The sequence below is a fragment of the Levilactobacillus parabrevis ATCC 53295 genome, from assembly GCF_001434055.1.
Classification (GTDB): Bacteria; Bacillota; Bacilli; order Lactobacillales; family Lactobacillaceae; genus Levilactobacillus; species Levilactobacillus parabrevis.
In genome coordinates this window covers 55165-81810 of record NZ_AZCZ01000006.1, presented here as the reverse complement: position 1 = coordinate 81810, position 26646 = coordinate 55165, and the positions used below count along the sequence as shown (strand labels likewise).

General features: G+C 48.0%; 23 protein-coding genes and 1 pseudogene. 10 read left to right on the top strand and 14 right to left on the bottom strand.

Going from position 1 to position 26646, the window contains the following annotated elements:
* Positions 1-58: 58 nt before the first annotated feature.
* The 6 genes and pseudogenes from FD07_RS02870 to FD07_RS02845 all read left to right on the top strand — a co-directional run.
* A pseudogene (locus FD07_RS02870) lies at positions 59-1369 on the top strand (MFS transporter); the annotation flags it as partial.
* 347 nt (positions 1370-1716) lie between these two features.
* Positions 1717-2292, top strand: a complete 576-nt coding sequence (locus tag FD07_RS02865; RefSeq protein ID WP_020088620.1) for an NAD(P)H-dependent oxidoreductase — start codon at positions 1717-1719, stop codon at positions 2290-2292.
* A 137-nt stretch (positions 2293-2429) separates the two neighbouring features.
* Positions 2430-2927, top strand: coding sequence for a cysteine hydrolase family protein (locus FD07_RS02860; protein ID WP_020088621.1), 498 nt, complete (start codon positions 2430-2432; stop codon positions 2925-2927).
* A 354-nt stretch (positions 2928-3281) separates the two neighbouring features.
* Positions 3282-4127, top strand: coding sequence for an alpha/beta hydrolase (locus FD07_RS02855; RefSeq protein WP_027825904.1), 846 nt, complete (start codon positions 3282-3284; stop codon positions 4125-4127).
* Positions 4128-4208: 81 nt separating this feature from the next.
* Entirely contained in the window at positions 4209-4556 is a 348-nt protein-coding gene (locus FD07_RS02850) for an MmcQ/YjbR family DNA-binding protein (RefSeq protein WP_020088623.1), read from the top strand.
* Between the two features lie 60 nt (positions 4557-4616).
* Complete coding sequence (locus FD07_RS02845) at positions 4617-5576, top strand: alcohol dehydrogenase catalytic domain-containing protein (RefSeq protein ID WP_020088624.1); 960 nt, start codon at positions 4617-4619, stop codon at positions 5574-5576.
* Between the two features lie 312 nt (positions 5577-5888).
* Here FD07_RS02845 and FD07_RS02840 read toward each other — a convergent pair whose 3' ends face one another.
* Complete coding sequence (locus tag FD07_RS02840) at positions 5889-7157, bottom strand: YhgE/Pip domain-containing protein (protein ID WP_020088625.1); 1269 nt, start codon at positions 7155-7157, stop codon at positions 5889-5891.
* Positions 7158-7316: 159 nt separating this feature from the next.
* On the opposite strand from FD07_RS02840, the gene FD07_RS02835 reads away from it, so the two are divergent.
* Positions 7317-7868, top strand: coding sequence for a TetR/AcrR family transcriptional regulator (locus FD07_RS02835; protein ID WP_020088626.1), 552 nt, complete (start codon positions 7317-7319; stop codon positions 7866-7868).
* 172 nt (positions 7869-8040) lie between these two features.
* Here the strand turns inward: FD07_RS02835 and xerS are convergent, their stop codons facing one another.
* The 9 genes from xerS to parE all read right to left on the bottom strand — a co-directional run bounded on the left by xerS (position 8041) and on the right by parE (position 19294).
* Positions 8041-9105 (bottom strand): tyrosine recombinase XerS, encoded by a 1065-nt coding sequence (gene xerS / locus FD07_RS02830; RefSeq protein WP_020088627.1) that lies wholly within the window; start codon positions 9103-9105, stop codon positions 8041-8043.
* Between the two features lie 1156 nt (positions 9106-10261).
* Entirely contained in the window at positions 10262-10711 is a 450-nt protein-coding gene (locus FD07_RS02825) for an NUDIX hydrolase (RefSeq protein WP_020088628.1), read from the bottom strand.
* Between the two features lie 46 nt (positions 10712-10757).
* Positions 10758-11282: a peptide-methionine (S)-S-oxide reductase MsrA gene (gene msrA / locus FD07_RS02820; protein WP_020088629.1), complete on the bottom strand. Its 525-nt coding sequence runs from the start codon at positions 11280-11282 to the stop codon at positions 10758-10760.
* Positions 11283-11294: 12 nt separating this feature from the next.
* Complete coding sequence (msrB, locus tag FD07_RS02815; protein ID WP_020088630.1) at positions 11295-11744, bottom strand: peptide-methionine (R)-S-oxide reductase MsrB; 450 nt, start codon at positions 11742-11744, stop codon at positions 11295-11297.
* A gap of 239 nt (positions 11745-11983) precedes the next feature.
* On the bottom strand, positions 11984-12559 hold the full coding sequence (locus FD07_RS02810) for a matrixin family metalloprotease (RefSeq protein WP_020088631.1): 576 nt from the start codon (positions 12557-12559) through the stop codon (positions 11984-11986).
* Positions 12560-12707: 148 nt separating this feature from the next.
* Positions 12708-13637, bottom strand: coding sequence for a manganese-dependent inorganic pyrophosphatase (locus FD07_RS02805; RefSeq protein WP_020088632.1), 930 nt, complete (start codon positions 13635-13637; stop codon positions 12708-12710).
* A 41-nt stretch (positions 13638-13678) separates the two neighbouring features.
* Positions 13679-14638: a LysR family transcriptional regulator gene (locus FD07_RS02800; protein ID WP_020088633.1), complete on the bottom strand. Its 960-nt coding sequence runs from the start codon at positions 14636-14638 to the stop codon at positions 13679-13681.
* Positions 14639-14846: 208 nt separating this feature from the next.
* Positions 14847-17249, bottom strand: a complete 2403-nt coding sequence (gene parC / locus FD07_RS02795; protein ID WP_051089595.1) for a DNA topoisomerase IV subunit A — start codon at positions 17247-17249, stop codon at positions 14847-14849.
* Between the two features lie 68 nt (positions 17250-17317).
* Positions 17318-19294, bottom strand: coding sequence for a DNA topoisomerase IV subunit B (gene parE, locus FD07_RS02790; protein WP_020088635.1), 1977 nt, complete (start codon positions 19292-19294; stop codon positions 17318-17320).
* 277 nt (positions 19295-19571) lie between these two features.
* Between parE and plsY the strand changes: the two genes are divergently transcribed.
* Complete coding sequence (plsY, locus tag FD07_RS02785; protein WP_020088636.1) at positions 19572-20195, top strand: glycerol-3-phosphate 1-O-acyltransferase PlsY; 624 nt, start codon at positions 19572-19574, stop codon at positions 20193-20195.
* 321 nt (positions 20196-20516) lie between these two features.
* Here plsY and FD07_RS02780 read toward each other — a convergent pair whose 3' ends face one another.
* The 4 genes from FD07_RS02780 to xerC all read right to left on the bottom strand — a co-directional run bounded on the left by FD07_RS02780 (position 20517) and on the right by xerC (position 24379).
* Positions 20517-21392 carry an aldose 1-epimerase family protein gene (locus FD07_RS02780; RefSeq protein WP_020088637.1) on the bottom strand — a complete coding sequence of 292 codons (876 nt, stop codon included), beginning with the start codon at positions 21390-21392 and terminating at the stop codon, positions 20517-20519.
* Positions 21393-21481: 89 nt separating this feature from the next.
* Positions 21482-22894 carry an ATP-dependent protease ATPase subunit HslU gene (gene hslU / locus FD07_RS02775; protein WP_020088638.1) on the bottom strand — a complete coding sequence of 471 codons (1413 nt, stop codon included), beginning with the start codon at positions 22892-22894 and terminating at the stop codon, positions 21482-21484.
* Between the two features lie 19 nt (positions 22895-22913).
* Positions 22914-23456: an HslVU peptidase proteolytic subunit gene (hslV, locus tag FD07_RS02770; RefSeq protein WP_020088639.1), complete on the bottom strand. Its 543-nt coding sequence runs from the start codon at positions 23454-23456 to the stop codon at positions 22914-22916.
* A gap of 14 nt (positions 23457-23470) precedes the next feature.
* On the bottom strand, positions 23471-24379 hold the full coding sequence (gene xerC / locus FD07_RS02765) for a tyrosine recombinase XerC (RefSeq protein WP_033388602.1): 909 nt from the start codon (positions 24377-24379) through the stop codon (positions 23471-23473).
* Between the two features lie 330 nt (positions 24380-24709).
* On the opposite strand from xerC, the gene FD07_RS02760 reads away from it, so the two are divergent.
* Together FD07_RS02760 and FD07_RS02755 are read left to right on the top strand one after the other, a co-directional pair.
* Complete coding sequence (locus FD07_RS02760) at positions 24710-25804, top strand: DUF2087 domain-containing protein (protein ID WP_020088641.1); 1095 nt, start codon at positions 24710-24712, stop codon at positions 25802-25804.
* Position 25805: 1 nt separating this feature from the next.
* Positions 25806-26477 carry a chloramphenicol acetyltransferase gene (locus FD07_RS02755; RefSeq protein WP_020088642.1) on the top strand — a complete coding sequence of 224 codons (672 nt, stop codon included), beginning with the start codon at positions 25806-25808 and terminating at the stop codon, positions 26475-26477.
* The last annotated feature ends 169 nt before the right edge of the window (positions 26478-26646 follow it).

Below are 26646 nucleotides of genomic sequence, written 5' to 3'. Positions count from 1 at the left end.
ACACATAATTATTTAAACACTCGAAGTCACGTTTACTGCCTCAAGTTTAGTCTATTTTGTCTGTGGCTTCGCGATTATTTGTTCGTCCTTGATTTTTAACTTTTATTTGGAAACCGTGCGTGAATATACAGCCCTAAAAGCTTCCTACATTATTATGTTTATGTCCATTACGGTAATGATAGCAATGCCTTTAGGAACCAAATTACAAAAGAAGGTAGGATACAAGCCGCTTATTACTTCTGGCATTGTCTTGATGGGAATTAGTTTACTGATGCTCACTCGGCTAAATCAGTCTACATCTTGGATCTCAATGGTTTCTATGATGATTATTTTAGGATTGGGGTTTGGGTTAGGGTGCTTATCCATTGTTTCAGCTGTTCAATTTGTATCTCAAGATAAGGCGGGAATGGCCTCTGGAATTGTTAATGCAAGCAGACAATTAGGTACGTGTCTGGGCATTGCCCTACTGGTAGGAACCATGACGCACACAACCAACTTGGCTAAAGACGCTATTAGAAAAGATTCTAATAATGAAATTGCACGCTTGGCAATACCAGAACCATTTTCAACAACGATGAAAACAGATTTGAATCATGCACTGAATTCCGAGACAGATAATAACTGGCAAGTGACACTAAAGGCGGATTTGAAAAAGAATCAAAACAGACGGTATTCTATTGTTCAACCGCAAAATAGTAATTTAAAGAAGGTGTATAACGGCACGCAGACAATCAAATGTTCTTATGGCCGTGCCAGTAAACAATATCAGGATTCTATGGAACAATTGATTTTAGGTCAGAAAAAGATGAGTACGGCAATCGCTGATACGCAAGACACGCAGTATCAGTTGTTGTTTGAATTAATAAAAAGCAACTCGAATGGAGCAGAACAGCTATGCACTTATGAAAATGATTTAAAGCTTTTGTCTCAGCAATCAGAAACACCGGCTAATATGAAGAAAGAACAGTTACTAACGATGCTAATTGCCGTATCTAAAATTGGATTAAGTCCTGCAGTTCAAACCGAATCACAATTTAAGTCTCAAATTGAATTGCTTTCTCCTAATACCAAGTCATTGTTAGTCGGTCAGCAACAATTATTAGACGGCCAGATGGCCTTATTAGCTGGACTGAAAAAGAGTGATAAACTTGTGACTGGCTTAAATCAAATCCAAACGGGTCTTTATGATATTGATCTAGAACGAAGAGTAATCAGTTATACAACGATTCTTAGAAATTCCAAAAACACTAATCTAACAACGGCGTATACGGATACATTTTTAGTCGCAGCAATTTTTATTTTACTGTTCGCCACTGCGGGTATGTACACTGATCGGGAAGGTGAATTCCACGAAGATGCAAAAGAATAGTCTGCTACATTGGAATCTAAAGCTCATAGGGTTAAATGGATGGTTTAGCAACGAGTAAGTCAAGCGGTAACCAAACAGGTCGATGGCAACAATCGGCTTTTGACAACGGAAGTAGCGGTAATTAGACGAGAAACAAGACGATAACTCACGCAAGCCTTTATTCGGCCGTACCGGATTGCCATGCCGTTTATGGGTGTGATGTTACTGACAATCTTTTTGTGTAGAAAGCAGTCTGATTATTTTGCGTCAAGAAGAAAGCTAGAGCAGCGTTTATCACGTTGCTTTAGAAAAAATTGTTATGTAAAAAATGATAAGTAAACAGTAGAGCTGATGGGGAGGATTTTCTAATGACGAATACTTTAATTGTGTACGCTCATCCACAAGAGACTAGTTTAAATCATGCGATATTGTTGGCTGTGGCAGACCGATTGACTCAGGAGGGGGTGTCCTTTGATGTCTTGGATCTATACGCAGATCAGTTTAATGGGCAATATACGGCCAGTGAATATAATTTATACCGTCAGGGGAAAACATTGGATCCACTGGTTAAAAGCTACGAAGCGCAACTGCGACATTGCGAACGACTCATTTTTATTTGCCCGGTCTGGTGGAATGATGTCCCGGCGATTGTGAAGGGGTTCGTTGATATGGTATTTAAGCGCAATCTATTTTACTTTGCGGGTAAACGGGGGATTCGGGGAAACATGTCGCAATTAAAGCGTGTGCAGGTTTTAACCACATCGACCTCACCAACTTGGTATTTAAAACTATTTTGTGGCAATGCCATCCGCAAGGTGTTCTTAAATGGGACATTTAAACAATTAGGAGTTAAGTCACGTTCTTGGCAGAATTTTGGTGGGAGTACCGTTAAAACGGCTAGTCAATGTCGCCATTACTTGTTGAAAGTTCAAAACGTGATTTGAGAGGTGTTCCTTCTACTTTTTACCATATTTTAACAAATGCGGGTGATGTTAGTTATTGCAATCATCCCTTTCAGATAAGCCTTGAATGGCGTGTGATAAAAGTTAAGTTGAATGATTCTAAAGGAGACCAGCAACACATGGCAGATGTTTTATTAGCGATTGATCTTCAAAATGGTGTTTGTTACGGTGACAAGCCGGCTGCGAATATGCCCCAAGCACTTGCGGGGATTAACGCGCGGATTGCAGCGTACCGTAAAGCCAAGAAGCCCATTGTTTTTGTCCAACACACGGATGAAGATTTAGTTCAAGGAACCCACGACTGGGAGTTAATTTCAGGATTGGACCATCGCGATTCGGACCCCTTAGTTACCAAGAACCATGCGAATGCTTTTTATCACACTAATTTACGACGCGTATTAACGAGCTTTGCCGCTGAGTCATTGGAGATTTGTGGCGCGCAAACTGAGTACTGTGTCGATACGACGACCAAGGTGGCCCACGGAATTGGCTACGATCTCCAAATGACCCCAGGGTTAACGACTACTGTAGATAATCAATTTATGACGGCTGAACAAACCATTGCCTTCTACGAGGGTATTTGGAATCACCGGTTTGTGACAATGCTTAAAGCTTAATGAATCAGGGCTCACCGTTTATTGTGAGCTTTTTTGTCGTCCGGTAATCTCGCAAAAGAGCTGGCATCCCTCAATTTCGAAGGATACCAGCTCTTTTAGGGGCTGCTGAAAAAATACCCCGAACTATTTAGAGCGTTACCCGAATGTGAATTTCATTCGTTAAGTTTCCCTTAACAGTAGTCTGATAGATGAATCAAGTCAATATGCCGAGAATATTAAACTCACCATTTTCGCTTAATTACTTGAAAGCTGAAATAATTAAGCTATTTTAGCGATCTCTTGCGTTAGAGTCCACATGAAGGGCTATACTGGTTCTATCAAATCAAGGCGCCAAATATGGGGGGGAGAAATGTTATGTTGAGAAGAAGATTACTGTTAGTCTTGGGAATCGGCGTTCTGCTCGTTGGGGTGTCAGCCTGCGGAGTTAGTAAGCACCAAGCCGCGTCGGACTTACCTAATGCTAGTAAATACGAACCCACGCTGTTCTTTCACGGTTGGGGCAGTAGTTACCACGCTGAGGAACAGATGGCGCACGCGCTCGTCAACGCCGGTCTAACGAAGACCATTATGCGGGCAACCGTTTCGAAACAGGGCAAGGTCACGTTGACTGGTCGTTTCCACGAAGCTGATTATCACCCCGTTGTAGAAGTCGACTTTCAAGACAGCCGGAATAGCAGTCCGCAGCAGTGGGGACGCTGGGCCCGGGGAACGGTTGTGAAGCTTCAACACCAGTATCACATCAAAAAGTATGACGTGGTTGGTCATTCAATGGGGAATATGGCCATTATGTATGGCTTGTTGGGCAATTCAGCCAAAATGCCCAAGCTACAGAAGCAAGTCGACATTGCCGGTCATTTTAACGGAATTCTGGGTATGAATGATGAGCCCAACCGGATGAAGCTCCAACCCAACGGCAAGCCAACTAGCATGCAGCCCGAGTATCGTGCCCTGTTACCGCTCCGGCAGACTTACCCGCGGCAAACGGCGGTGCTTAACATTTACGGCGACAAGGATGACGGCTCGCACTCGGATGGTTCCGTCAGTAATGCATCGTCTCAATCCTTACGGTACCTGGTTGCCGGCCGTGCCAAGTCTTACCAGGAACGTAAAATTGTCGGTCCCAATGCCCAGCATAGTAAACTACATGACAATGTGCAGGTGAATCGGGTATTGATTAAATTTTTACTGGGAAGTAAATAGGTTATCTTATCTCGGTTACGCCTGATTCTTACGAGAACCAACTACTAAAATTATTTGCGTTAGTGAAGGAGAGTCATACCTATGGAAATGACAAAAGAAGCCCTCATTGCATTCAGCAGCGCGGGCAAAAAAGTTAGTGTTGATGAGCCGTTTAACGCCCCGGGCCGCCGCAATCGGATTGTCTTTGACGCGCTACGACACGCGGCTAGCAAGAAAATATTTGGGTTGGCCTACGAGAAAAAGGGCAGCTTGTACCTTGATTTGAAGTGTGATCCTGGCAGGATTGATGAGCTGGTTAACACGATGCCTTATATCCTGCCGGGACAGCATTTCACGAAGCAACACTGGATTACCCTGGATATCAGTCAGGTGCCATCCAGAGAGACCTTGGGAAAATTGGTTGAGGCAAGTTACCAGCTGACTGATTAATCAATGGTATGATGAATACGAATCAGTTTAGTTTTTGCAAAATGAAGGGAAGATCACATCATGCATGCGGTAGTCGTTAATCGGCCAGGTGGGCCAGAAGTTTTGGCATATACGGAGGTCCCAACTCCCGCGGTTCGACCGGGTTGGACACGGGTTAAGGTTCGGGGATTTGGCATCAATCATTCGGAAATTTTTACGCGGGAGGGCAAGTCACCTTCCGTGCAGTTTCCCCGCATATTAGGGATTGAAGTTGTTGGCACGGTTGATGAAACCAGCGCACCGGATCAATTTCACCTTGGCCAAACCGTGGTTTCCTTAATGGGCGAAATGGGTCGGGCCTTCGATGGCAGCTATGCCGAATATGTTCTGCTGCCTAACAGTCAGGTTTATCCAATTGCGACTAAGCTGGACTGGCCCCAACTGGCGGCAGTGCCCGAAACCTTTTATACGGCATTTGGTATCTATCAGAGTTTGCGCTTGCAGGCGGGTGACCGCGTGTTGATCCGCGCCGCCACCAGTGGCGTGGGCGTTGCGGTGCTGAAATTAATGAAAGCATCCGGCTTGAAGCTGACAGTCACGGGAACCTCGCGCTCGACGCGTAAAGATGGTGCTTTGAAGCAGCTGGGAATTGATACGGTCCTGCACACGCCCGACGCCAACGTCTTACCGGCAGAGGCGGGTGAATTCGACAAGGTTGTGGATTTGATGGGACCCTCAGCCGTGCGGGATTCCCTGCAGCACACGGCCGAATGGGGCATCGTCAGCGCGACCGGGGAGCTCGGTGGCGTCTGGACGCTTGATGGTTTTGATCCCATCACGGACATCCCCAACAATCGTTACCTAACGGGATTCTATTCGGGTAGCGTTGATGCCAAACGTATCCAGACCTTATTCGATTTCATCGCAGAGCACCAGGTTGAGGTGACCCCAGAGCACGTCTTTACGCTAGCTGAAACGCGAGCCGCTCATGAGTATCTGGCGACTAGTGATGGGCTTGGTAAGGTCGTCGTGTTGCTATAGAAAGATATGTCAAAATGGTCGGCCTCAATATGGACTGACCATTTTTAGGTTAAATAGTTTTAACGATACCATACTGTTAGGAACGGAGAAGCTGAAGATTCTTCAGTGTTTGTATGAGGATTGCTCTAAGCAGCTCCCTTTGCAATCAAATGTTTGAAGGTGGTTAAAAATAATTATATAGTGGGAAGGTGAATTTTGTGGGCACTCACGGCCTAATCTGATGTAGACCGATGGTGGGTTCACCAAGGCGAATTGGCTATTTTCGTCACTCTCATTAGAGGGGAAGCATAATAACTGTAATCGCTGCAGAGGCTAGGCAGTCTTTTTTGCCCTTCTAATCAGCGTTGATCCATACATGACGGCAACTGAAGCTAGGCCAAGGTAAAGCAGGGCCATCATGGATGATCCAGTTATGGAAGCATCCCGAATATACATTTGATTTGTGATGAGGTCGTTGGCAAAGCGGATGGGTGTGATGTCGTAAACGTAGTTGTGGTAAAAAGGACTCAGCATTTGTGGAATAAATGTGATTACACCCATCGACCCAATCCAAATGACGAGCAGCAGAGGCCACCCTTTTAGGCCCAGTAAATCGAGAACGGCTGACTGCAAGGCATAGAAGACAAACGCAATGAATCCCATCAATAAGAGGAAGTTCTGTGGATCGTGAACGGGAACCGAGTAGCAAACTTTGATGAAGAAGTAAATGGAGACAGCGATTACCGTTGCAATTGCTATTCCGGAGATCAATTGGCTTGTAACACTGGTGATGGATAGCCGGCCATCGCTGCGGTTCATTTCATTTTTGCTGTGGTCGCGCCAATTTAGAAGGCTGAAAATGAGGCTTCCAAGCCAGCAAAAAATGGTTATCAAGAATGGCGCCATCCCACTGATCTCTTTGGTTGAAACGGAATTACGCTTCGTCATCGTGGCGTTTATTGGCGTCTGAAGACTTGACCATTCCCGTGACGTCAAAGTTAAGCCGGACTTAGTAGCGATACGGTTATACTGATTAGTGATCTTCTGATTTAATCGATTGGTCATCTCAGGTAATGCCGTCATTAAGACGTTTGCAGCGGTCACATTACTTCCTTGACTGACATACAGAGAAATTTTTGCTTGTTCAGGTAATTTGCTAGTCAAAGAACCTGCGACTACCTTTTGTTGTTGGAATGGTTGCGTTTCAGTTAACGCTGGTGTCTTGGCTGCTAGAACATCTAGTTTCTTAGTGATAACTTTGCCTTTTAAATAACGGGTCTGCTGATTAATGGCTTGGGTAAACCCGGAATTAATGACGACAGCACCGTAGTATTTTCTCTCGGCAAACCCTTTAGTTAGGCTACTGGTACGCTTAACCTTTACCCATTTGATTTCGGCATTCTTTCTGTGACTCTCATTTTGCAAAGTCTTGACAACGTTCTTGGTATCCTTCCCCTGGTCATTGACGACCAGAGCCAGTGGAAGGTGATGAAGCTTAACGGTACTTCTTGCCCCGACTTGTGCGAAGGCGAATAGTCCAATGATGATAATTGCTGCCAACATGCCTAGCCAAATATTCTTCCGCTTGAATACATTAAGCATTTTAATTACCTCCTCTTGAATCTATGAGTAGCATAAATGTATTTTGCATTTAAAAGAATGGTCAGGTTGAGTGTCTCTGTGTTTTAAATGGACAAATTCTAAGTTTGTGGGGTGTAGGGTTACAAAAACACAAAAAGTGGTAATAGAGGGGGAATCACCATGACCGATTTGAGAATTCAAAAAACTGATAAAATAATTTCTTCAGCGTTCATCGATCTGGTAATTGAAAAAGGGTTTGATAACGTCACTGTTAAGGATATAGCCACCCGTGCAATGATCAATCGAAAAACTTTTTATGCCCACTACCAAGACAAATTTGCCCTGACTGACGTTATCTTGCAGAATATTCTGCTGTGGTTAGATGAAACGCTACAAAAGAGAGTCACGCTACTGAAGCAAGAGATTCCGTTAAGCCATGCAGTGATGAAATTAGAGGTGGAACTTCAGGAATTAATGGTGAATTGGCGCAGGCCAATCAATGCTTTGATGACGATTCCGGAAACGAAAATGCAGCTATTGACCGGCGCTCAGCGTACTTTTAGTGAGCAATTTCGCGTCTTTCTTAAGCGCCCAGCGTCAGAGTTAGAAACTGCTGTGATTGGAAGTACCATGTTAGGCCTGATAACTTATTATTTGCAGGCAGATGACTTGCCATCCCGTGATGAGCTCCAACAACTGTCTACTAGTTTGACATTGATTTTTGGGGAATAAAGGTTGCTTCTCTCTAAACTGTTCTAGCTCTGATAGGCGGGAATTAGTTGGTTTCATGCGCAATAAATAGCCTCGCATAAGCTTACAGTTTGAGGATTGTTAGCTTGTGCGAGGCTATTTGTCATTGCAACGGTAGGGTTTTCACTTGGTTTACGCTTACAGCTGAATCATTTTACATTTTCTCCAGCCCATGCCGCTGTTCCTCATCAATGATATGGGTATACAGTCCAGTCGCACTGGTTGAGTTCTGTCCCAACTGGGTGGCCACGAGTTGTTCATTTTTGGTGGCGAGGTAGAGTTTTGAGGCTAACGTGTGGCGGAGCTTATGCGGCGTGATGCGGACCTTGAATGCCGAGGAGTATTTGGCTACCATTTTTTCCATGGAGTTGGCTTGCATGCGCGAGGCTTGACCGCGATAACTACTGAGAAACAGGGCGCGGTCACTACCGGTGGCGTGATAGATCGCCGTTCGGTGCTCGACGTAGTCTTGAATGTAGGGCAATGTCCACGGGGCGATGGGGACTGTATCCCGTTGACCACCCTTGCGGACTACACCTATTGTGCCGGTCTTCAGGTTCAGATGGCGCAGGTCAGCATTGGCGGCTTCTGAGACCCGCAAACCGCTGCCCAACAGGAGGGCGTTGATGGCTAAATCCCGCTGTTTATCCCGGTGAAAGTACCGTTTCTTAGCCGGTGACAACAGGCCTTCGTATTTTTCGTCGATAAAGGCCAGGTAATCATGATCCGTATTGCCCAGCATGAGCTTGGTCTTCAAGTTGGCTGCCCGGGTCGCGTAGGTCTCACTGGTTCGGACTAGGGCAATCTTGTGCATCACGTTACGGTCGAAGTAGGCCTCACCATGCTCGTCTTCGGTATCTTCCGTCAGGTATTTGAAGAGCGACGAGAGGGCGTTTAACGAGCGATTGATGGTGGGATGAGTGCGACTGCCAGGGGCGCCTGTGAGCTTGGTTTGGTTCAGCAGGGCGGACTTGTATAGCTCAACGGTTTCTTTCTTTAAAGTAGCCAGAACCTGAATATCGATGTCAGCGGGGCGGCTGGCCGGCGTTAAGCCTTCACTGATCAGCCAGTTGAAGAAGCGCCGGTACTCGGTTAGATACTGATAAAGGGTGGCTGGGGACAGGGGAACGGTCGCTTTGGCCTGATAGTATTCCTGGACGTACCAGGGCGCGGTGGCCAATTCTTCGTTAATTAATTTTAAGTAATGTTGCTTCTCCATAGAGGTGGCCTCCAAACGTATGTTCTCATATTTTATATGATACCGGTGACTGACCAAATTAGCAAGTCCCCCCCGCCTTAATTCTAGTTACTACTATCTTTAAAATATTTGTTTTAATGAAAGTAGTAGCTTGAACGGTACCGGCATGACCTGAGAGCTGGTTAGCATGTTCGGATTAGAAATGCTTGTGAGGCCTGTTATTATAGGCTTTCTGAGCAGTATTTGAGCTATAGCTTACGTTGATGCGTATATTACTTTATAAGTACTTCCAAAGCTTACAAAGAGCCGTTAAACACTGATATGTCAGCGTTTGTTGAACGCTTAAGTTAGTAATTATATGCTAAACATATCGTATGAATTCAGCAATCATCGTAAGCTCAATCACTGTGGTAACAACGTTTTAGGCCCATCAAGGTCGTCACATGTGCCTAATTATAAGTTAGTCAGGAGAAAAAGCTGAGGTTCACGTTAATACTTGCTGCATGGTATCCGTTAGACCTTTTAAAATCATCTAGCTGGCTAATTAGATCCGTAACTGCCATCACCGAGTCAGACAGTAATTACAGTCTGATTGCCGAATGGTAAATCGTGTTTATCTGGATTTTTAGCTTAGGAACCAACAGCATTGACGCCATGCCAAGTGTTATCGGAATTTACCGACATCACGTGATTTTGAACGTTGATTCTAAGCACACGTTCAGACTTTAGATGGAGACCTGACCACGAAACTAACGGAGAATCCGCCTGTAAATTGTCAGTTTGAGCTGGTCTTAACCAGTGAATAGGTTTATGCAGTTGTGACGACAACACTTAACAGGAATTAAAATGGTTTGGTTGCAGACGGATGATTGTGGTCGGTAAGTTTGCGGGATAGTTTGATTAGCCGTTACTCGAAGAATTTGCTGAGCAGCGTAATTGGTGGACGCGCATGTGTCGTCAGTAAAAGCTGGCTAACATCTTTAATTAGTAAAGCAAGTAGTCCATAAGTAGTGTTGCAAAAAAATAACAACGTATCCAAAGGAAGGGGCACGGCCGTTTCTCGTGGCTAAATCGATAATCTATTCTACTTTACATAATATATATTATCGAAAGTAGACCTAAAAGCTAAAAATAAAGGCTCTCTCCAACTTTCCTGGATTTCACCTTTACTTCTGATCTATAATTTTTGTGTGCTTCGTAAGTCATTTAAAATGCGTTTTGTAATTGGCGTTAACGTTGCTGGTAACTTTGCTAATGGGAAAAACTTGGCTGCGCTGGTCTCGTCTTGATCTGCTCGCAGCTCACCAGTTGCCGACAGTTGATAAACTGTCGTGACTGAATCAATCTGATCACCGTTGGGATACGTGTATTGCATGCCGGTACCACTGACGACTGTCAAAAGTTTGGGCTGCCGACCTAGCAAACCAGTTTCTTCACGTAACTCGCGAATCGCCGTTGTTTGCAAATCTTCGGCTAGTTCCTTAGAACCTGCTGGTAAGCCCCAAAGTAAATTATCCGTGCGTTTGACCAGTAAGAGTTGCTGCTGCCTGAGCACGACCGCTGCGGCACCGACCACAATTAACGGTCGTGGCCCAATCAATTCGCGTAGCTTCAAAACGTAACCCATATGCTAATCACCGTCCTTAAACTAATTGTAACGCATAACCGGACAGTTAGTCTTGCCAATTTTTCGCGATAAACGCCTGACGGCCGCCCATTTCTTCAATCTGGTAGCGAAATGGATTCTTGCGGTAGAAATCTTGATGCTCGTCTTCAGCGGGATAAAATGGTTGGGCATCTTCGATACTGGTCACGATTGGCTCGTCAAATTGACCGCTGGCTGCGAGTTTTTCCTTAGATGCTGTCGCTGCCTGGCGCTGTGTGGGACTATTGATGAAGATAACGGGTCGATAACTGTCGCCGCGGTCCTGAAACTGGCCACTGGCATCGGTTGGGTCCGTTTGCCGCCAGTAGATGTCGACTAGCTCCGCGTAGCTGATCACAGTTGGGTCAAACGTAATTTTTACAGCTTCTGTGTGACCAGTGGTATGGCTGGCAACCTCGGCGTACGTGGGATTCACGGTATGGCCGCCGGTGTAACCGGAGACGACCGACTGAATGCCTGGTTGGGTGTCGAATGGTTGAACCATGCACCAGAAGCAACCGCCTGCAAAAATTGCTGTATCTGTTTGTGCCATGAGCGTGCCTCCTTATTTTTGATCTGGGAATAGTTGTTGAAAGTCGTGGTAGCCATTCTTTTCGAGTTGATCGGCCGGGATAAACTTGAGGGCTGCCGAGTTAATACAGTAGCGCAAGCCCCCCGCTTCCTGTGGTCCATCGTTGAAGACGTGGCCGAGATGGGACTGGGCATCACTACTGCGAACTTCCTGCCGCACCATCCCAAACGAATGATCGGTATTTTCCTTAACGTTTTCGGTATCGATTGGCTTGGTAAATGAGGGCCAGCCGCAACCTGCATCGTACTTGTCGGTCGAACTGAACAAAGGCTGACCACTGACAACGTCCACATAAATGCCAGGTTCATAGAAAGCATCGTATTTGCCGGTGAACGCGGGTTCCGTTGCGGCGTTCTGGGTAACCGCATATTCTTCGGTCGTCAAGCGCGCCTTTAAATCTGCCTGAGAGTCTTCCTGTTTCATTGAGATTCCTCCAATCAATTGTGCACAACTATTTACTTATTTCCAGTTTACGACTCTTTGGCTAAAAGGCAATTAATTTGCCTAAGTATGATCAATGTGGGTCATGATGAATGCATGATTAGGTAACCTGTCTCTTCACCTGAATTGCTGCCTCACCCGTTTAGCTATTTAGCGGCCAATCTAAAAAGCGCCGACTCAACAATGAGCCGACGCTTATCTTCTATTCTGCTTTGTATTGGCTAACTTGCCTGCCCAGCCGGTGTTTGGTAACGTTCCTTGACGCCATTGATATCAACTTGTTGAATACCGACCGACCGATTCTCGTAGTACATCACGCTGTGCTTTGATGGGTTGTGAGCGAGCCCCATAGCGTGTCCCAGCTCGTGTTCGGCAACGTGGGTGTCATCCGATCGGGAATAACCGTAGTTGTGTAACAGTTCTGGGTTTAACTCAGAATTGATCTTAAACAGATAATTATGCCGGGCCCAAAACTCCGTTAACCCAACGTCTCTTCCTAACTGCTGCGATTCACTGGGCGTTGCTGTCGTCAGCTTAATCTGAGCTGCCTTGGCTGACGCGAGCTTGAACGTAAAGGCTCCGGTCTTGTTCCACGCCCGAATGGCCGAACGCCAAATCCGTTGATAGTAAGCCGATTTGGTAGTAATTGCGTAGGTCGCATGATTCGTGACAAACCTTTCAGGTCCAAACGGTGTTGTGGATGCTGACAACGCCACAGCACCACCGATTTGGCTGACAAAAAGACCAATCGTAACTACAACCATCACGATTTTTCGATACCAAGCACTTCTTGTCATGCAAAATTCCCTCTCTCTTACAGGGAATATGCCTGACGGCTACCATCGGCCCGTATTATATGCGGGTTGCCAAAGAGTTGCGACAAAAACGCTCCGCGAAGATTAAATTTCTTCGCGGAGCGTTCCAATTTATTGTAAATTCACCGAATTAAGCGTTAAAGGCATCGGTCAATGGTGGCACAACTTGCTTCTTCCGAGAAACCACACCAGGTAAGCTGGCACGGTTGTTTTCGAGTTTAGCATTGAAGGCTTTTTCAACGACGTCCTTAGGTTCACCGGCAACGATGAGTTCGGAATCGCTGTTCAAGACGTTGGTTGCCAAGGTAATGAATAGGTCATAGCCATCAGCAGCAATTTCAGCGTTCATTTCCTTTTCCAAGCCAGCTTGACGGGAGATAACGTCGTCTAAGTCAACCGTGTTGATTTGACCGATTCGAACGTTGTGACCGTTCATTTCGAAGGACTTGGCATCGCCATCGATCAATTCCTTATCGCTCTTAGCGGCCAAGTTAGTTCCAGCCTTTAACATCGCAATACCGTAGCTTTGAACGTCGATGTCAGCAATTTCAGCCAAGGCACGAACGGCTTCGCGGTCCTTGTCCGTCGTCGTTGGGGATTGTAATAACAGCGTGTCGGAGATGATTGCAGAAAGCATCAATCCGGCCAACTTAGCTGGAATTTCAATCTTAGATTCGTCGAACATTTCAGTCAAGATGGTGCTGACACAACCCACTGGTTCTGCCCGGTAGTACAAGGGAGCGTCCGTGTGGAAGTTAGCAATCCGGTGATGGTCAACGACGAAGGTGACTTGAACCTTGTCTAAATCACTCACACTTTGTTGGGCTTCGTTGTGGTCCACCAACATTACTTGGTCAACTTCGTTTGAAACCGTTTTAACGACCCGTGGTGCTGGTTCGTCAAAGTGGTTCAACACGTAGTTGGTTTCCATGTTAGGTTCGCCCAAGGCAACGGCTTCAACGTCGTAACCGCGCTGCGTTTGGTAGTAGGCAAAAGCCTTGGCAGCCACAATGGCGTCCGTATCAGGATTTTGGTGACCGAAAATTAATGCTTTACTCATTGGTAAAAAACTCCCTTAATCAATAAATTTTTTGTTTAAATTTACTTGTTACGCAATTGTTTGAGGCGCGAAATGTAATCGTCGGCATGCAAGTACCGGTCAAACTGCGCGAGAAAGTGGCTGATCCGTGGAATCTCCGCTTTGCCCTTGCGAAAAACAAAGGCCAAATCAAAGCGAATATTAGGATCGAAGTGTGCCGTCCAGGTCTCTGGCAGGTCATCCTGACCAACCATAAACGAGTTAGGCAACGCCGTCGACGCGCCAGTCTGCATTGAGAAATGCAGCAGTTGCGTTGGCGTCGTGAAGTTGGCGACCCCCTTAGGGAAATCAGCCAATTGATTCTTGTAGGCTTCGTGAATCGTCTGATTCAGATAGTAGCCATCCGGATACATTGCCCAGACGTTAGCCGTGGTGTCCTTGAACTTGATCCGGTGTTTCTTGGCCAATTGTTCGTCGTGATGGATAAACAACAGGTCATCCGAAATAATCTTCTTGGACTCGTATGGCTTCCAATTCTTAATGGAGTCATCGGGCAAGTACATGATCGCCAAGTCAATCTTGTTATTTTCCAACCGCTCCCAAATTTCTTTCCGAGTTAACATGTGGAAGGAAATCTTAAGTTCGGGATTGTTTTGGTAAGACAGAATGGCAAAATCTTCAAAGACAGCGTCCTCGACCGAAGCCAAGAGACCAATGTTGATTTCCCCCTGAGTGGCACTGGTGGATTGCTGAATCTCATCCGTGGCCTGGTTCAGGATGGCATAAATCTTATGCGTGGCATCCAACATCGTGTAGCCGGCGTCTGACAACCGGAGCTTTTTCCCGACTGAATAGAATAGCGGTGCCCCCACCGTTCGTTCTAACTTCTTAATCTGTTGGGTCAAAGCTGGTTGGGTAATCCCCAATATTTGAGCAGCCTGCGTATAATTCATGGTTTCTGCGAGTTGCAGAAAATACGTCAGGGTTTTAGAAGAAAAGATGCTTTCTTGTTTCGTCTTCATCCGCGTTTACTCCTTATGACTGGCGTGACGAACCGTCTAGCCGACAACTACGTCAGCCTAATAGTAACTATTAATCTCTATAATAGGCTGTTTTGGATGAAAGCGCAACGATTACAGCTTGCAAATCCCCTCACAGCCGCTTGAGGCCACTTAAATACCATCAAAGTGTGATGGCCTTGGTTTCGCGAATCGTCCATGAAACTTGTGGTTAATCCAGCACCAATTCGGCTGGTTTAACACGGAGCGAGACGGGAGTACCTTCCACGTCGGTATCGACCACGAATGACCCATTCGAATAGCGGCCACTCAGTGGATGTTCCATTGGTAAGACATCGTGCGTCCGTTCGCGGCTGGTCATGATTTCCAGGGGCGGATTACCTGCTGGAATCGTCATGAAGTCGACGACCCGGTGTGGATCGCGCTTCAATTCGCGAAGCACGATGACCCCACGACGAGCGCGACTCGTCACGGAGATTTCTTTCATCGCGAGGCGCTTGAAGCCCCCACGTTGGGTAATCAACGCAATCGTATCGTTATCGGCAACTAAGGCCAGGTTAACGACCTCGTCATCATCACGAAGATCCATGGCACGAACCCCCGTGGTCCGAGCACCATTGATGGAAACTTCATCGACGGCATAACGGAGTGCGTATCCATTCTTGGAAATCAGCAGGATTCCCTTGTCAACGGGTTCCGTCAGGTACTTCACCTGGACAACTCGGGCATCATCGTGCTTGAGTTTCTCGTAAACTGCAGCACGACTCTTGTAGGTTCGACCAGGTGTCAGGTCACTGAAGGCCGTCTGTTTAACGTAACCATCGCTTGTCGCAATTAAGAAACGTCCCGGCTCCTTCAGTGTCTTAAAGGCGAAGGTAGCGACAATTTCTTCATCGCTGGCTAAGCCGATGGTTTGTGAAATGTGTTCACCAGTTTCCTTCCACTTCACATCGCTGATCTCGTGAACGGGTCGGTAAATCAGATTCCCTTTGCTGGTAAACATCATCAGGTGGTCTAACGTGCTGAGCTTTTCCATGAAGATTGGATAATCTTCGTCCTTCAACCCGTTATCCTCGGGGTCCGAAGCTGTGTAAGACCGAACACCGGAGCGCTTTAGGTAACCGTCGTGGCTGACTAAAACAACGACATCCTCATCAGCGACCGTCACCGTTGTCTTGATCTTCAGGTCTTCGATCTTATCCTGAATCTCGGTCCGCCGGGGGTTCCGATAGTTCTTGGCAACATCCTTCAACTCTTTACGCAGAACCGCGTTAAGGGTCTTAGGCTCAGCCAAGATCTTGTGATCCTGTTCGATAGCTGCGGATAATTTATCCGACTCAGCCTGAAGCTGGGTCACATCGGTGTTGGTCAACCGGTACAGTTGCAGAGCCACGATGGCGTCCGCTTGCTTTTCAGAGAAATCATAGGCACTGACCAGATTGTCTCGCGCATCACGCCGGTCCTTGCTGGCCCGGATGGTCGCAATGACTTGATCCAGGATGGACAGCGCTTTAATCAGCCCGGTAACGATGTGTTGCCGGTCCAAGGCTTTCTGTAGCTCGTATTTGGTACGCTTCGTAATGACGTCGCGCTGGTGTTCCAGGTAAGCTGTCAGAATCATCTTGAGACCCACGTGCTCTGGTCGCATGTGATTAATTGCGACCATGTTGAAGTTGTAGGTGATTTGTAATTCTGTATTTTTAAATAAGTAGTTTAGAACCCCTTGCGCATCAGCATCACGCTTCAGTTCAATGGCAATCCGTAACCCGTCCCGGTCGGTTTCGTCTCGGACTTCAGCGAGGCCTTCGACCTTTTTGTTGAGACGAATTTCATCGATCTTTTTGACCAGCTGGGCCTTGTTCACTTCGTAAGGAATTTCAGTCACAATAATCTGACTCTTACTCCCACGTAAAGGTTCGATTGACGTCTTGGAGCGGACAACGACCCGACCGCGGCCGGTCTCGTAGGCCTTGACGATGCCGTCTTTACCTTGAATGATTCCTCCGGTGGGAAAGTCTGGTCCCTTAACAAACGACATGAGTTCTTCCAACGTCGCCTTAGGGTGACTTAACAGGTAGACCAAGGCATCCACGACTTCGCCCAAGTTGTGCGGCGGAATCTCCGTGGCATAACCAGCCGAAATCCCGGTCGATCCGTTGACCAGTAAGTTGGGGAAACGAGCCGGTAAGACCGTTGGCTCGTATTCGGTATCATCGAAGTTGAGGACCATTTCAACCGTATCCTTGTCGATGTCCCGTAACATTTCACCGGCTAGCTTGCTCAGTCGTGCTTCGGTATACCGCATGGCAGCGGCTGGATCACCGTCCATTGACCCGTTGTTCCCATGCATTTCTACGAGGGGTTCACGGACCTTCCAGTCCTGACTCATCCGCGTTAACGCTTCGTAAATTGAGCTATCACCATGGGGGTGAAAATTACCCATGACGTTTCCGACCGACTTGGCAGACTTCCGGAAGCCCTTATCGTAGGTATTACCATCTTTATTCATGGCAAACAGGATTCGCCGTTGAACGGGTTTCAAACCGTCTCGAATATCAGGTAGTGCCCGTTCCTGGATGATGGATTTAGAGTACCGGCCAAACCGATCGCCCATAACTTCTTCCAAAGTTAGTTCCTGAATTTTTTGTCCTTCACTCACGAATTATGTGCTCCTTTCACCGGTTAGTTATCCGCTGGATCCGTTGGTTCTGCGGATTCTAGCAGACTAGTATTGTCGTCCTCTAACGTAAATTGGACGTTATTTTCGATCCATTTCCGGCGAGGTTCAACCTTGTCACCCATCAACGTGGTGACCCGGCGTTCGGCCAAAGCGGCGTCATCAATCTGAACGCGGATCAGCGTCCGATTGTCAGGATCCATGGTGGTATCCCACAGCTGTTCGGCGTCCATTTCACCTAACCCCTTGAATCGTTGCAGGTTGTAGCCGTGGTTCTTGATGAGCTTGGTCTTTTGATCGAGTTCATCATTTGTCCAGGCGTACTCGATGGTCGACTTCTTGCCGGTCGTCTTAATGCGATACAGTGGTGGCAGGGCAATGTAGACCCGGCCAGCATCGATCATCGGCCGCATGTACTTATAGAAGAAGGTTAACAACAGAATCTGAATGTGCGCCCCATCGTCATCGGCATCGGTCATGATGATAATTTTATCGTAGTTGGCGTCCGCAATATTAAATTCAGCCCCAACGCCAGCACCAATCGTGTAGATCATGGTGCTGATTTCTTCGTTTTTCATAATGTCAGGTAGCTTAGCCTTTTCAGTGTTCAGCACTTTCCCCCGTAATGGCAGGATAGCTTGGAACTTCCGGTTACGGCCTTGCTTAGCGGAACCCCCGGCAGAATCCCCTTCGACTAAGAATAATTCGTTCTTGGCAGAATTTTTGGATTGTGCAGGCGTTAGCTTACCGGAAAGCAGGCGTTCATGCTTCTTGTGCCGCTTACCGTTCCGGCTTTCATCACGGGCCTTCCGGGCAGCTTCTCGTGCTTGACGAGCTTGCGTTGACTTACGGATCAACATCTTTCCGAAGTCTCCGTTTTCCATCAGATAATAGCCCAGTTGTTCACTAATAATGCTATCAACAGTGGCCCGAGCTTCCGGCGTTCCCAGCTTTTCCTTGGTCTGTCCTTCGAATTGCAACAGATTTTCGGGAATTCGTAGTGAAATCACGGCAGACAGCCCTTCACGGACATCAGTTCCTTCTAGGTTCTTATCGCGATCCTTGAGAAGACCGACCTTCCGTGCGTATTCGTTGAAGGCCTTAGTCCACCCACTACGCATACCCACTTCATGGGTGCCCCCATCTTTGGTCCGCACGTTGTTGACGAAGGACAGGAGGTTTTCGGTGTAGCCGTCGTTGTATTGGGCAGCGACTTCGACCTCGATACCGTCCTTCTTGCCATCAAAGTACATCACGTCCCCGAGGGTATCCTTGTCTTCGTTAAGGTAGCTAACGAACTCTTTGATCCCATCTTCGAAGTGGTACTCTTCGGCCTTTTCTTGGCCTTCACGTTCATCGGTCAGTGTAATCTTGACGCCCTTGAGCAGGAAGGCCGATTCACGGAGCCGTTCTGCGAGCGTATTAAAGTTATAGACGGTCGTCGTGAAGATCTCACTATCCGGCTTAAAGGTTAGCGTGGTCCCGTTATGGGCCCGCGTATTACCCTTCTTTTCTAGGGTGCCTTGGGGATGCCCCCCCTTGGCAAATTTTTCCTGGTACCGAACACCATCACGTACGATGGTTACGGTCAATGAGCTGGAGAGCGCGTTGACCACGGAAGCCCCCACCCCGTGGAGCCCACCAGAGGTCTTGTAGCCGCCTTGGCCAAATTTACCCCCGGCATGGAGCACCGTTAAAATAACTTCAGGTGTCGGAATACCGGACGCGTGCATGCCCACGGGCATACCCCGACCATGATCGACGACGGTAATGCTATTGTCCTGGTGGATGGTAACGTTGATTTCCTTACCGTATCCGGCCAGAGCTTCATCAACGGCGTTATCGACAATTTCGTAGACCAGGTGGTGAAGCCCCCGGCCGTCAGTGGAGCCGATATACATCCCAGGACGTTTACGGACAGCTTCCAATCCCTCCAAGACTTGGATGGAGGAATCGTCATATTTAGGTTTTGCTTTCGCCATGCGTAAATCCCCTTTACTTTTACTAGATTTAAAATTGCTTTTACGATACCCTTTAGTTTACCCTAATACGAACGTATGTTCAAATAAATCGTACAAATCGCATGAGGTGGGTTTTCAGTAACCACATTATCATACCACAGGAAACTAAAAGCTGGCTAGTTTCCTGATATAATTGGCGTAATGCGTAAAACATGCTAAAATATAGAGCAGCTTATTAGTGACGGCCGCTATACCTCAGTGAGGACGGTCGTCGGGAGAAAGAGCGGAGGAATTACGCGTGAAATTAATTGGGTTACTCATTGTGGCCTACCTCCTGGGGGCCATTCCAAATGGTGTCTGGGTGGGTAAGACCTTCTTCCACACCGACATTCGTCAATCCGGTTCCGGTAATATTGGGACGACCAACACTTACCGGGTCCTCGGACCGTATGCCGGGACGGTTGTGATGGTCCTTGATATTGCGAAAGGCACGGTGGCCACACTGCTTCCCACTTGGGGACACGTGACCACGATCTTTGGCACCGCGACGCCCCTCTTATTCGGGCTGTTTGCGGTTCTTGGCCACACTGTATCCGTCTTTGACCACTTCAAGGGTGGTAAGGCGGTGGCCACTTCAGCGGGGATGCTACTGGCATACAACCCGTTAATGTTTGTGATTGCGGCCGGACTATGGGTCAGCCTGATCTATTGGACCAGTATGGTCAGTCTCGCCAGCATGATTGCCTTTTCGTTGATCACCCTGATCTCGTTAGGGTTTCATGATTGGTATCTGACAGGCATCGCCTTTATTCTGACGGTGTTCGTCTTCTACCGTCACCGGACCAATATTAGTCGGATCAAAAATGGGACAGAGTCACTGGTGCCATTTGGTCATGGCTACCAGAAGCGCCACGCTAAATAGGATACCGAAGGCTCTCAACGACAATTGTCGCTGGGAGCCCTTTTCTTATGGTTTGAAAGCTGTGGCTAAACATTATCGCCTGCGGCAGACAGCAATTCCGCCTGCTGTGGGGGAACGCCTACAGCCAAGGAGCGGCCTTGCAACGCCGCCACGGCTGGCTGCCTCCGGCTAAAATAACGTTTAACTATAGCTTTAACCGAACCATCGTCGGAAGTATCGGTTAGTTCTGTTGCTGACCATGCGATCGCGATACCGAAGACTATCTTACAGCTGTCAACCGTGTGAAACCCCGGGTGTTCGTAGTCGGTTGTTTTCAGCTGCCTAGAAGTAAGTGATCTGATAACTCGCCTTAAAGGAATCCTTACCAGCCAGCTTCTGAATGGCAACCTTTGTCTCCAAGTCACCCGTGGCTTGAACGTCGTCTGCTAGGCCCCACCATGGTTCTAAGCACACGAACGGTGCTTGCTTGGGATAAGGTGACCAGATGCCCAGATACGGGGCGGCGACCGTTAAGGCGATACCGTGGTCGTCTGAGGGCGTGCTGAGCATAACCGTCGTCTCGTGGTTGTCGAGCGTCAGCACCTGGGCGTCATGGTCGAACAAGTCGTGCTTTAACGACAACGGCTGGTGCAGGTCTAGCGGCACAGAATGCTTCGTATCGCTGTACGGCCCGACTAGTGGCACGCGTTGATAGGTCTGCTTGGGTGAAACGGTCACGTTATAGTCAGTAAAGTCGGCTAATGCGCCACCAAATGGCACGTTGAACCCAGGATGCGCGCCGAACGAGAAGACCATGGCCTCATCGGTAGGATTCGTCACCGTCGCGTTGACCTTGAGCTGGTGATCGACCAGTTCATAGGACAGCGTCAGGATGAAGTCTTGCGGATACAGCGCCTTGGTTTCATCATCGGCCGTTAATTCCAGACTGACCTGAGTGTCGGTCTGATCAATGATCGTGAATTCACGGTCACGTGCGAAACCGTGCTGCGTCATGTGGTACGTTTCCCCGTTTAACCGGTACTGGTTATCCTGTAACCGGCCGACGATGGGAAAGAGAATCGGCGCATGGCGGCCCCAATAAGCTTTATCGGCTTGCCACATGTATTCCAAGCCGCTTTCATTGTCTTTGACACTGGTTAACTCGGCACCTAACGGATTGATTTTCACCGTCAGATAGTCATTCTTCAACGTGATCATCGCAATTCCTCCCACAGTTATCTGTTATCTCTTATCATACCTTACGCAACGTAAAAGAGCCAAGACAACCGTCCTGGCCCCGTATACGTTTATAGGATGTACCGTGATAAATCCTTGTTCTGAACGATATCACCGATCTTATCGTTAACGTAACTTTCGGTAATTGTGACGTCGCCGGTCCCCATGTCAGGTCCTTCGTAAAGCAGATCCTCCAGGAGTTTTTCCAGAACTGTCTGTAACCGCCGAGCCCCAATGTTTTGGTTCTCGTGGTTCAGTTCAAAGGCCAATTCGGCAATGCGTTCAATGGCTTCCATGGTGAAGGTCACCTTGACGTTGTCGGTTCCAATCAAAGCAATGTATTGCTTGATTAAGGCGTTGTTTGGTTCGGTCAAGATCCGAACAAAGTCTTTTTTGCTGAGGTCGTTTAATTCCACCCGAATTGGGAAACGACCTTGTAGTTCAGCAATCAAATCGCTTGGCTTGGATTCCGCAAAGGCCCCAGCCGCGATGAAGAGAATGTGATCAGTATCGATGGTCCCATACTTCGTCTTAACTTGCGTCCCTTCAACGATTGGCAGGATGTCGCGTTGAACCCCTTCACGGGAGACGTCACCACTGTTCTGGCCACTCCCCTTGGTGATCTTGTCAATTTCATCGAGGAAGATGATCCCGGTGTTTTCAGCGCGCTTGATGGCGTCATGATTGATGTCGGCGTTGTTGACCAGTTTTTCTGATTCTTCACTGACCAAGATTTCGCGAGCTTCGGCGACCGTAACTGTCCGTTTGATCCGCTTCTTAGGCATGATGGAACCCAAGGTGTCGTTTAAATCGATTCCCATTTGGCCCAGCATGTTGTTATCAGTGGCGCTAGCTTGTTGGGGATCGTCCATTTCCAACTCAACCATATGATTTTCGAGTAAGCCTTTATTAAGTTGTTCCGTTAAGGACAGGCGTTCGTTGCGAATCTCATCGGTAACTTCTTCTTGTTCGCTAGGTGCCGTTGGCATTTGGCCGTTTTGCATCTGGGAGAACATGTTCATCATGTTTGAAAAGTCGTTATTGTTCTTGTTTTCCTTCTTCTTAGCTGGAGCCAACAACTTAACTAACCGCTTGTTGGCAGCCTGTGTGGCATCGGCGCGGACGTTCTTGAATTGGTCCTGCTTTTCCATAGCAACGGAGACTTCAACCAAGTCACGAACCATGGATTCCACGTCACGGCCGACGTAACCAACCTCGGTAAACTTGCTGGCTTCAACCTTGGTGAATGGTGCGTGAACGATCTTGGCTAACCGGCGGGCAATTTCAGTTTTCCCGACCCCGGTCGGTCCGATCATCAACATGTTCTTAGGTGAAATTTCTTCTTGCATGGCGGCGTCGAGTTGCATGCGGCGGTAACGGTTCCGTAAGGCAATGGCGATCGCCTTTTTAGCTTCGTCCTGACCGATGACGTATTGGTCAAGTAAGCCGACGATCTCTTTAGGTGTTTTATTAATTGCGTCCACTATTCTCAATCCTCCAGATTTAAAGTTCTTCAGAAATAACGTTTTCGTTCGTAAAGATATCGATACCACCGGCAATGTGAATGGCGCTTTCGGCAATTTCCTTGGCACTCATTTCCTTGGCGTGGTGGTGTAAAGCCGTCGCTGCGGCTAAGGCAAAGTTCCCACCAGAACCGATGGCTAAGATGTCGTCATCGGGGGCAATGACTTCACCGGACCCAGAAACCAGGAGCATTTCGTCCTTGTCCATGACGATCAGTAAGGCTTCCAATTTTTGCAAAGCTTGGTCGGAACGCCACTGCTTAGCGAGTTCAACGGCAGCCCGTTGCAGGTTACCACTGTATTCGTTGAGTTGGCCTTCGAATTTTTCTTCTAGGTTAAAGGCATCGGCGACACTACCGGCGAATCCAACAACGACTTGGTTATTGTAGATCCGACGAATCTTGTGAGCGGTCCCCTTCATGATGACTTTTTCACCCATCGTGACTTGGCCGTCACCCGCCATGGCGTTGTGGCCATTATGACGGACGGCACAGATGGTTGTTGCTTCAAATTTTACTGGCATAGTTAGTAGTCTCCTTATGATTGCTTCGGTTGGTCCTTGTCTTCAGTTGCACGGGGAAAGAATTGACGATAATCCCGTTGGAGGTGTTCTCGCGTCACGTGCGTGTAGATCTGCGTGGTCGAGAGACTGCTGTGACCCAGTAGCTCCTGAACTGAACGCAAGTCTGCGCCGTTGTTGAGTAGGTGTGTGGCAAACGTATGCCGCAGCATGTGGGGATGAATCTCACTGGTCAGACTACTGCGCTTGATGATCTGATTGAGCAGATACGTCACGCCCGCCGTGGTCAGCTGACCCCCATGGGCATTGATAAAGACGTAGTCATGTTGCTGATGATACTTGGTCATCAAGGGCGTCCGCGCCGCCGTGAAATACGTTTCCAGGGCGTCACTAGCGTAGTGGCCAAATGGCACATAGCGTTCCTTGTTGCCCTTCCCATGAACCAGCATGATGCGATTATCAAAATCCACATCGCGTTGGGTCAGATTGACACACTCGCTGACCCGAATCCCGGTACCATAGAGAATCTCCAGCACGGCGGAATCCCGCGTTGCCAATTGCTGATTAGGGTTGCCTGCGGCGGCCGTGAACAGCGCCGTCATTTCTCGTTCGTAGAAGAAGCGGGGCAAATGACTCTGATGGTGCTTGAGCTGAACGTAGGCGAACGGATCGTCTTTGGCCAGGCCATTGCTCATCAGGAAGTTGTAGAACGACCGCAGCGTTGAGAGCTTGCGGGCAATCGTTGTCCGCGCGTAGTGATGATCATACAAGTCGCTGAGGTAGACCTCCACGTCAAGTTGGTCGATCTGCGTCCAGGGCTTCTCACCACCGTTGTCCTGTAGGAAGTGACTGAACTCAGCTAAGTCTTCCTGGTAGGCCTTCACGGTTTCGGGTGAATACTGACGCTCACCACTCAGGTAAGTCATGAATTGTGCGACTGCTGAAGCCACGGCTGACACCTCCTGTACGTGTTAATGCTAGCAAACGCGCCCTAAAAACTCAACTAACTCATCAGAAATGTTGTGAGCGGGCGGGATAAGCTCGCGTGTTAAGGCTGATGCTGAGCGGTAATTGGTGTGATTCTGGAAGTTCTAGCATTTTTGTTTATCATTTCTATAAACATAACATGATGAATTGAAAGCTGGAAAAAGCCGTAGATCGCGGTTGGATTTACTCAAGTCGAATAAATAGATTAAATTAGTTGTTGACATATTCTGTAAACATTTGTAAAGTAGATGCCATTGGAGGGATGAGGCATGAACCTAGTTGATCTGACACTGACTGAAATTGAACAGGGATGGCATGAAACGGCTGCAGCATACGTTTGCAATGCTTGTGGGGCAACGTTTGCCAAGGACCAAGTCTTCCCGGAAGACGACAAATTTTATCCGGCGGCAACCATGATTCGGCGGCATCTCGCGACCGAACACCCCCATGCCGTAGCTGACCTGATTCAAACCGACAACAAATACAATACGTTAACGACCAAGCAACGAGACCTATTGCTGGCGTTTGCTCAAGGCCAGAAAGATGCGGCCATTGCCGAACAGATGGGCATTGCGGCGGCAACCGTACGCCATCAGAAATTTACCTTCCGTGAAAAGGCTAAGCAGGCTAAGCTCTACCTCGCCATTTACGAACAGGTCTTCAATCAGCCAACGACTGCCGATCAACTGGTGACGTTACCCGACCAGAAAGTGCAAATGAATGACCGTTTTGCCATTACCACTGACGAATACGAGCAACTGGTGGCGAAGTACTTCACCTCGACCGTACCTTTGAAGTTAGCTCGGTGGCCCAAACATCAGAAAGCAATCTTGGCTATCCTGAAGCGCATTAGCCAGACGATTCCCGCGGCCCAGCATTTCACGGAACAGGAGCTGACGGCCAAACTCAAGCTAATTTATGCCGATTATCCCCTGTTACGCCGCTACCTGGTCGACTATGGTTTCCTTAACCGCACGGCAAGTGGCAGTGACTATTGGCGGCAACCTGACGATAAGGAGTTACACATGAATCGTAAAGAACTCATTCAAAATTACAAGGCGGCACCGACCTTCTACGGTGTGATTCAGATTAAAAACAACCAGAACGGTAAGGCCTTCATCGACGTCGCGCGCAACATTCACAATCGCTGGGGCTATTACCAAACCAACTTAAACGGAAACTTCTACCACGACACCGAGCTCCAAAAAGATTGGAATACTTTAGGAGTGGACGCTTTTACATACAGTGTCCTCTGGAAGGCAGATGTCGCCGAAGTCGATAACCTCCGACAGACGCTCAAGGACCTCAAAGCCGAGTGGCTGGAGAAATGCCAACCGGCTTACAACCAGTCAGAAAGGAATTAACATGCACCCCTTAAATACACACAGCACCCCCATCGACATGGCCACGTGGCCGCGTCGCGAATACTTTTATTACTTCACCAAGATGATGCCAACGGGATTCACCCTGACCGTGGACCTGGACGTCACGGCGACCAAGGAGTGGTTAGCGGCCCGCGATTTGAAATTTAATGCGGCCTACCTCTACTTGGTCTCAAAGGTTATCGCCCAGACACCGGAGTTCAGAGTGTACCGCGATAACACGGGGCAGTTGCAACGCTTCGACGTCATCCACCCAGCCTATTCCGTCATGCACGCGGATGATCACAGCATTTCCAGCCTGTGGACGGCCTACGATCCGGACTTCACGCAATTCTATCAGAACTATCTAGCCGACCTGGCTGAATATGGCGATCAACGAACACCAATGCCCAAGGCCCCGCAGAGCGAGAACACCTACATGATTGGCAGCATTCCTTGGACGCACTTTACCAGCTACACGCCACTGCCCTTCACGCCGCTGAATACCTTCTTTCCAGTTATTCAGGCCGGCAAGTTCGAGCAGGAAGCGAAGCGGTGGCAAATGCCTTTATCGCTGACGATTCATCATGCGGTAGCGGACGGCTACCACGTGAGCCAGTTTTTCGAACAGCTCCAACTAGCCTTTGATCATCCTGAGGCGTGGTTAGCCAGTTAAGATTTAATGACCATTTTACAAAACGACAGATCTACTCAGTTAGTGAGTGGATCTGTCGTTTTTTTCGTAGCGCAAAACGCTAAATGCCCGTCGACAATATTGCTACCGTTGGGGGGGCATGATTGTCTGGTTAAAACGATTGTTCAAAAAAAGTGAGACAAACTCGGCA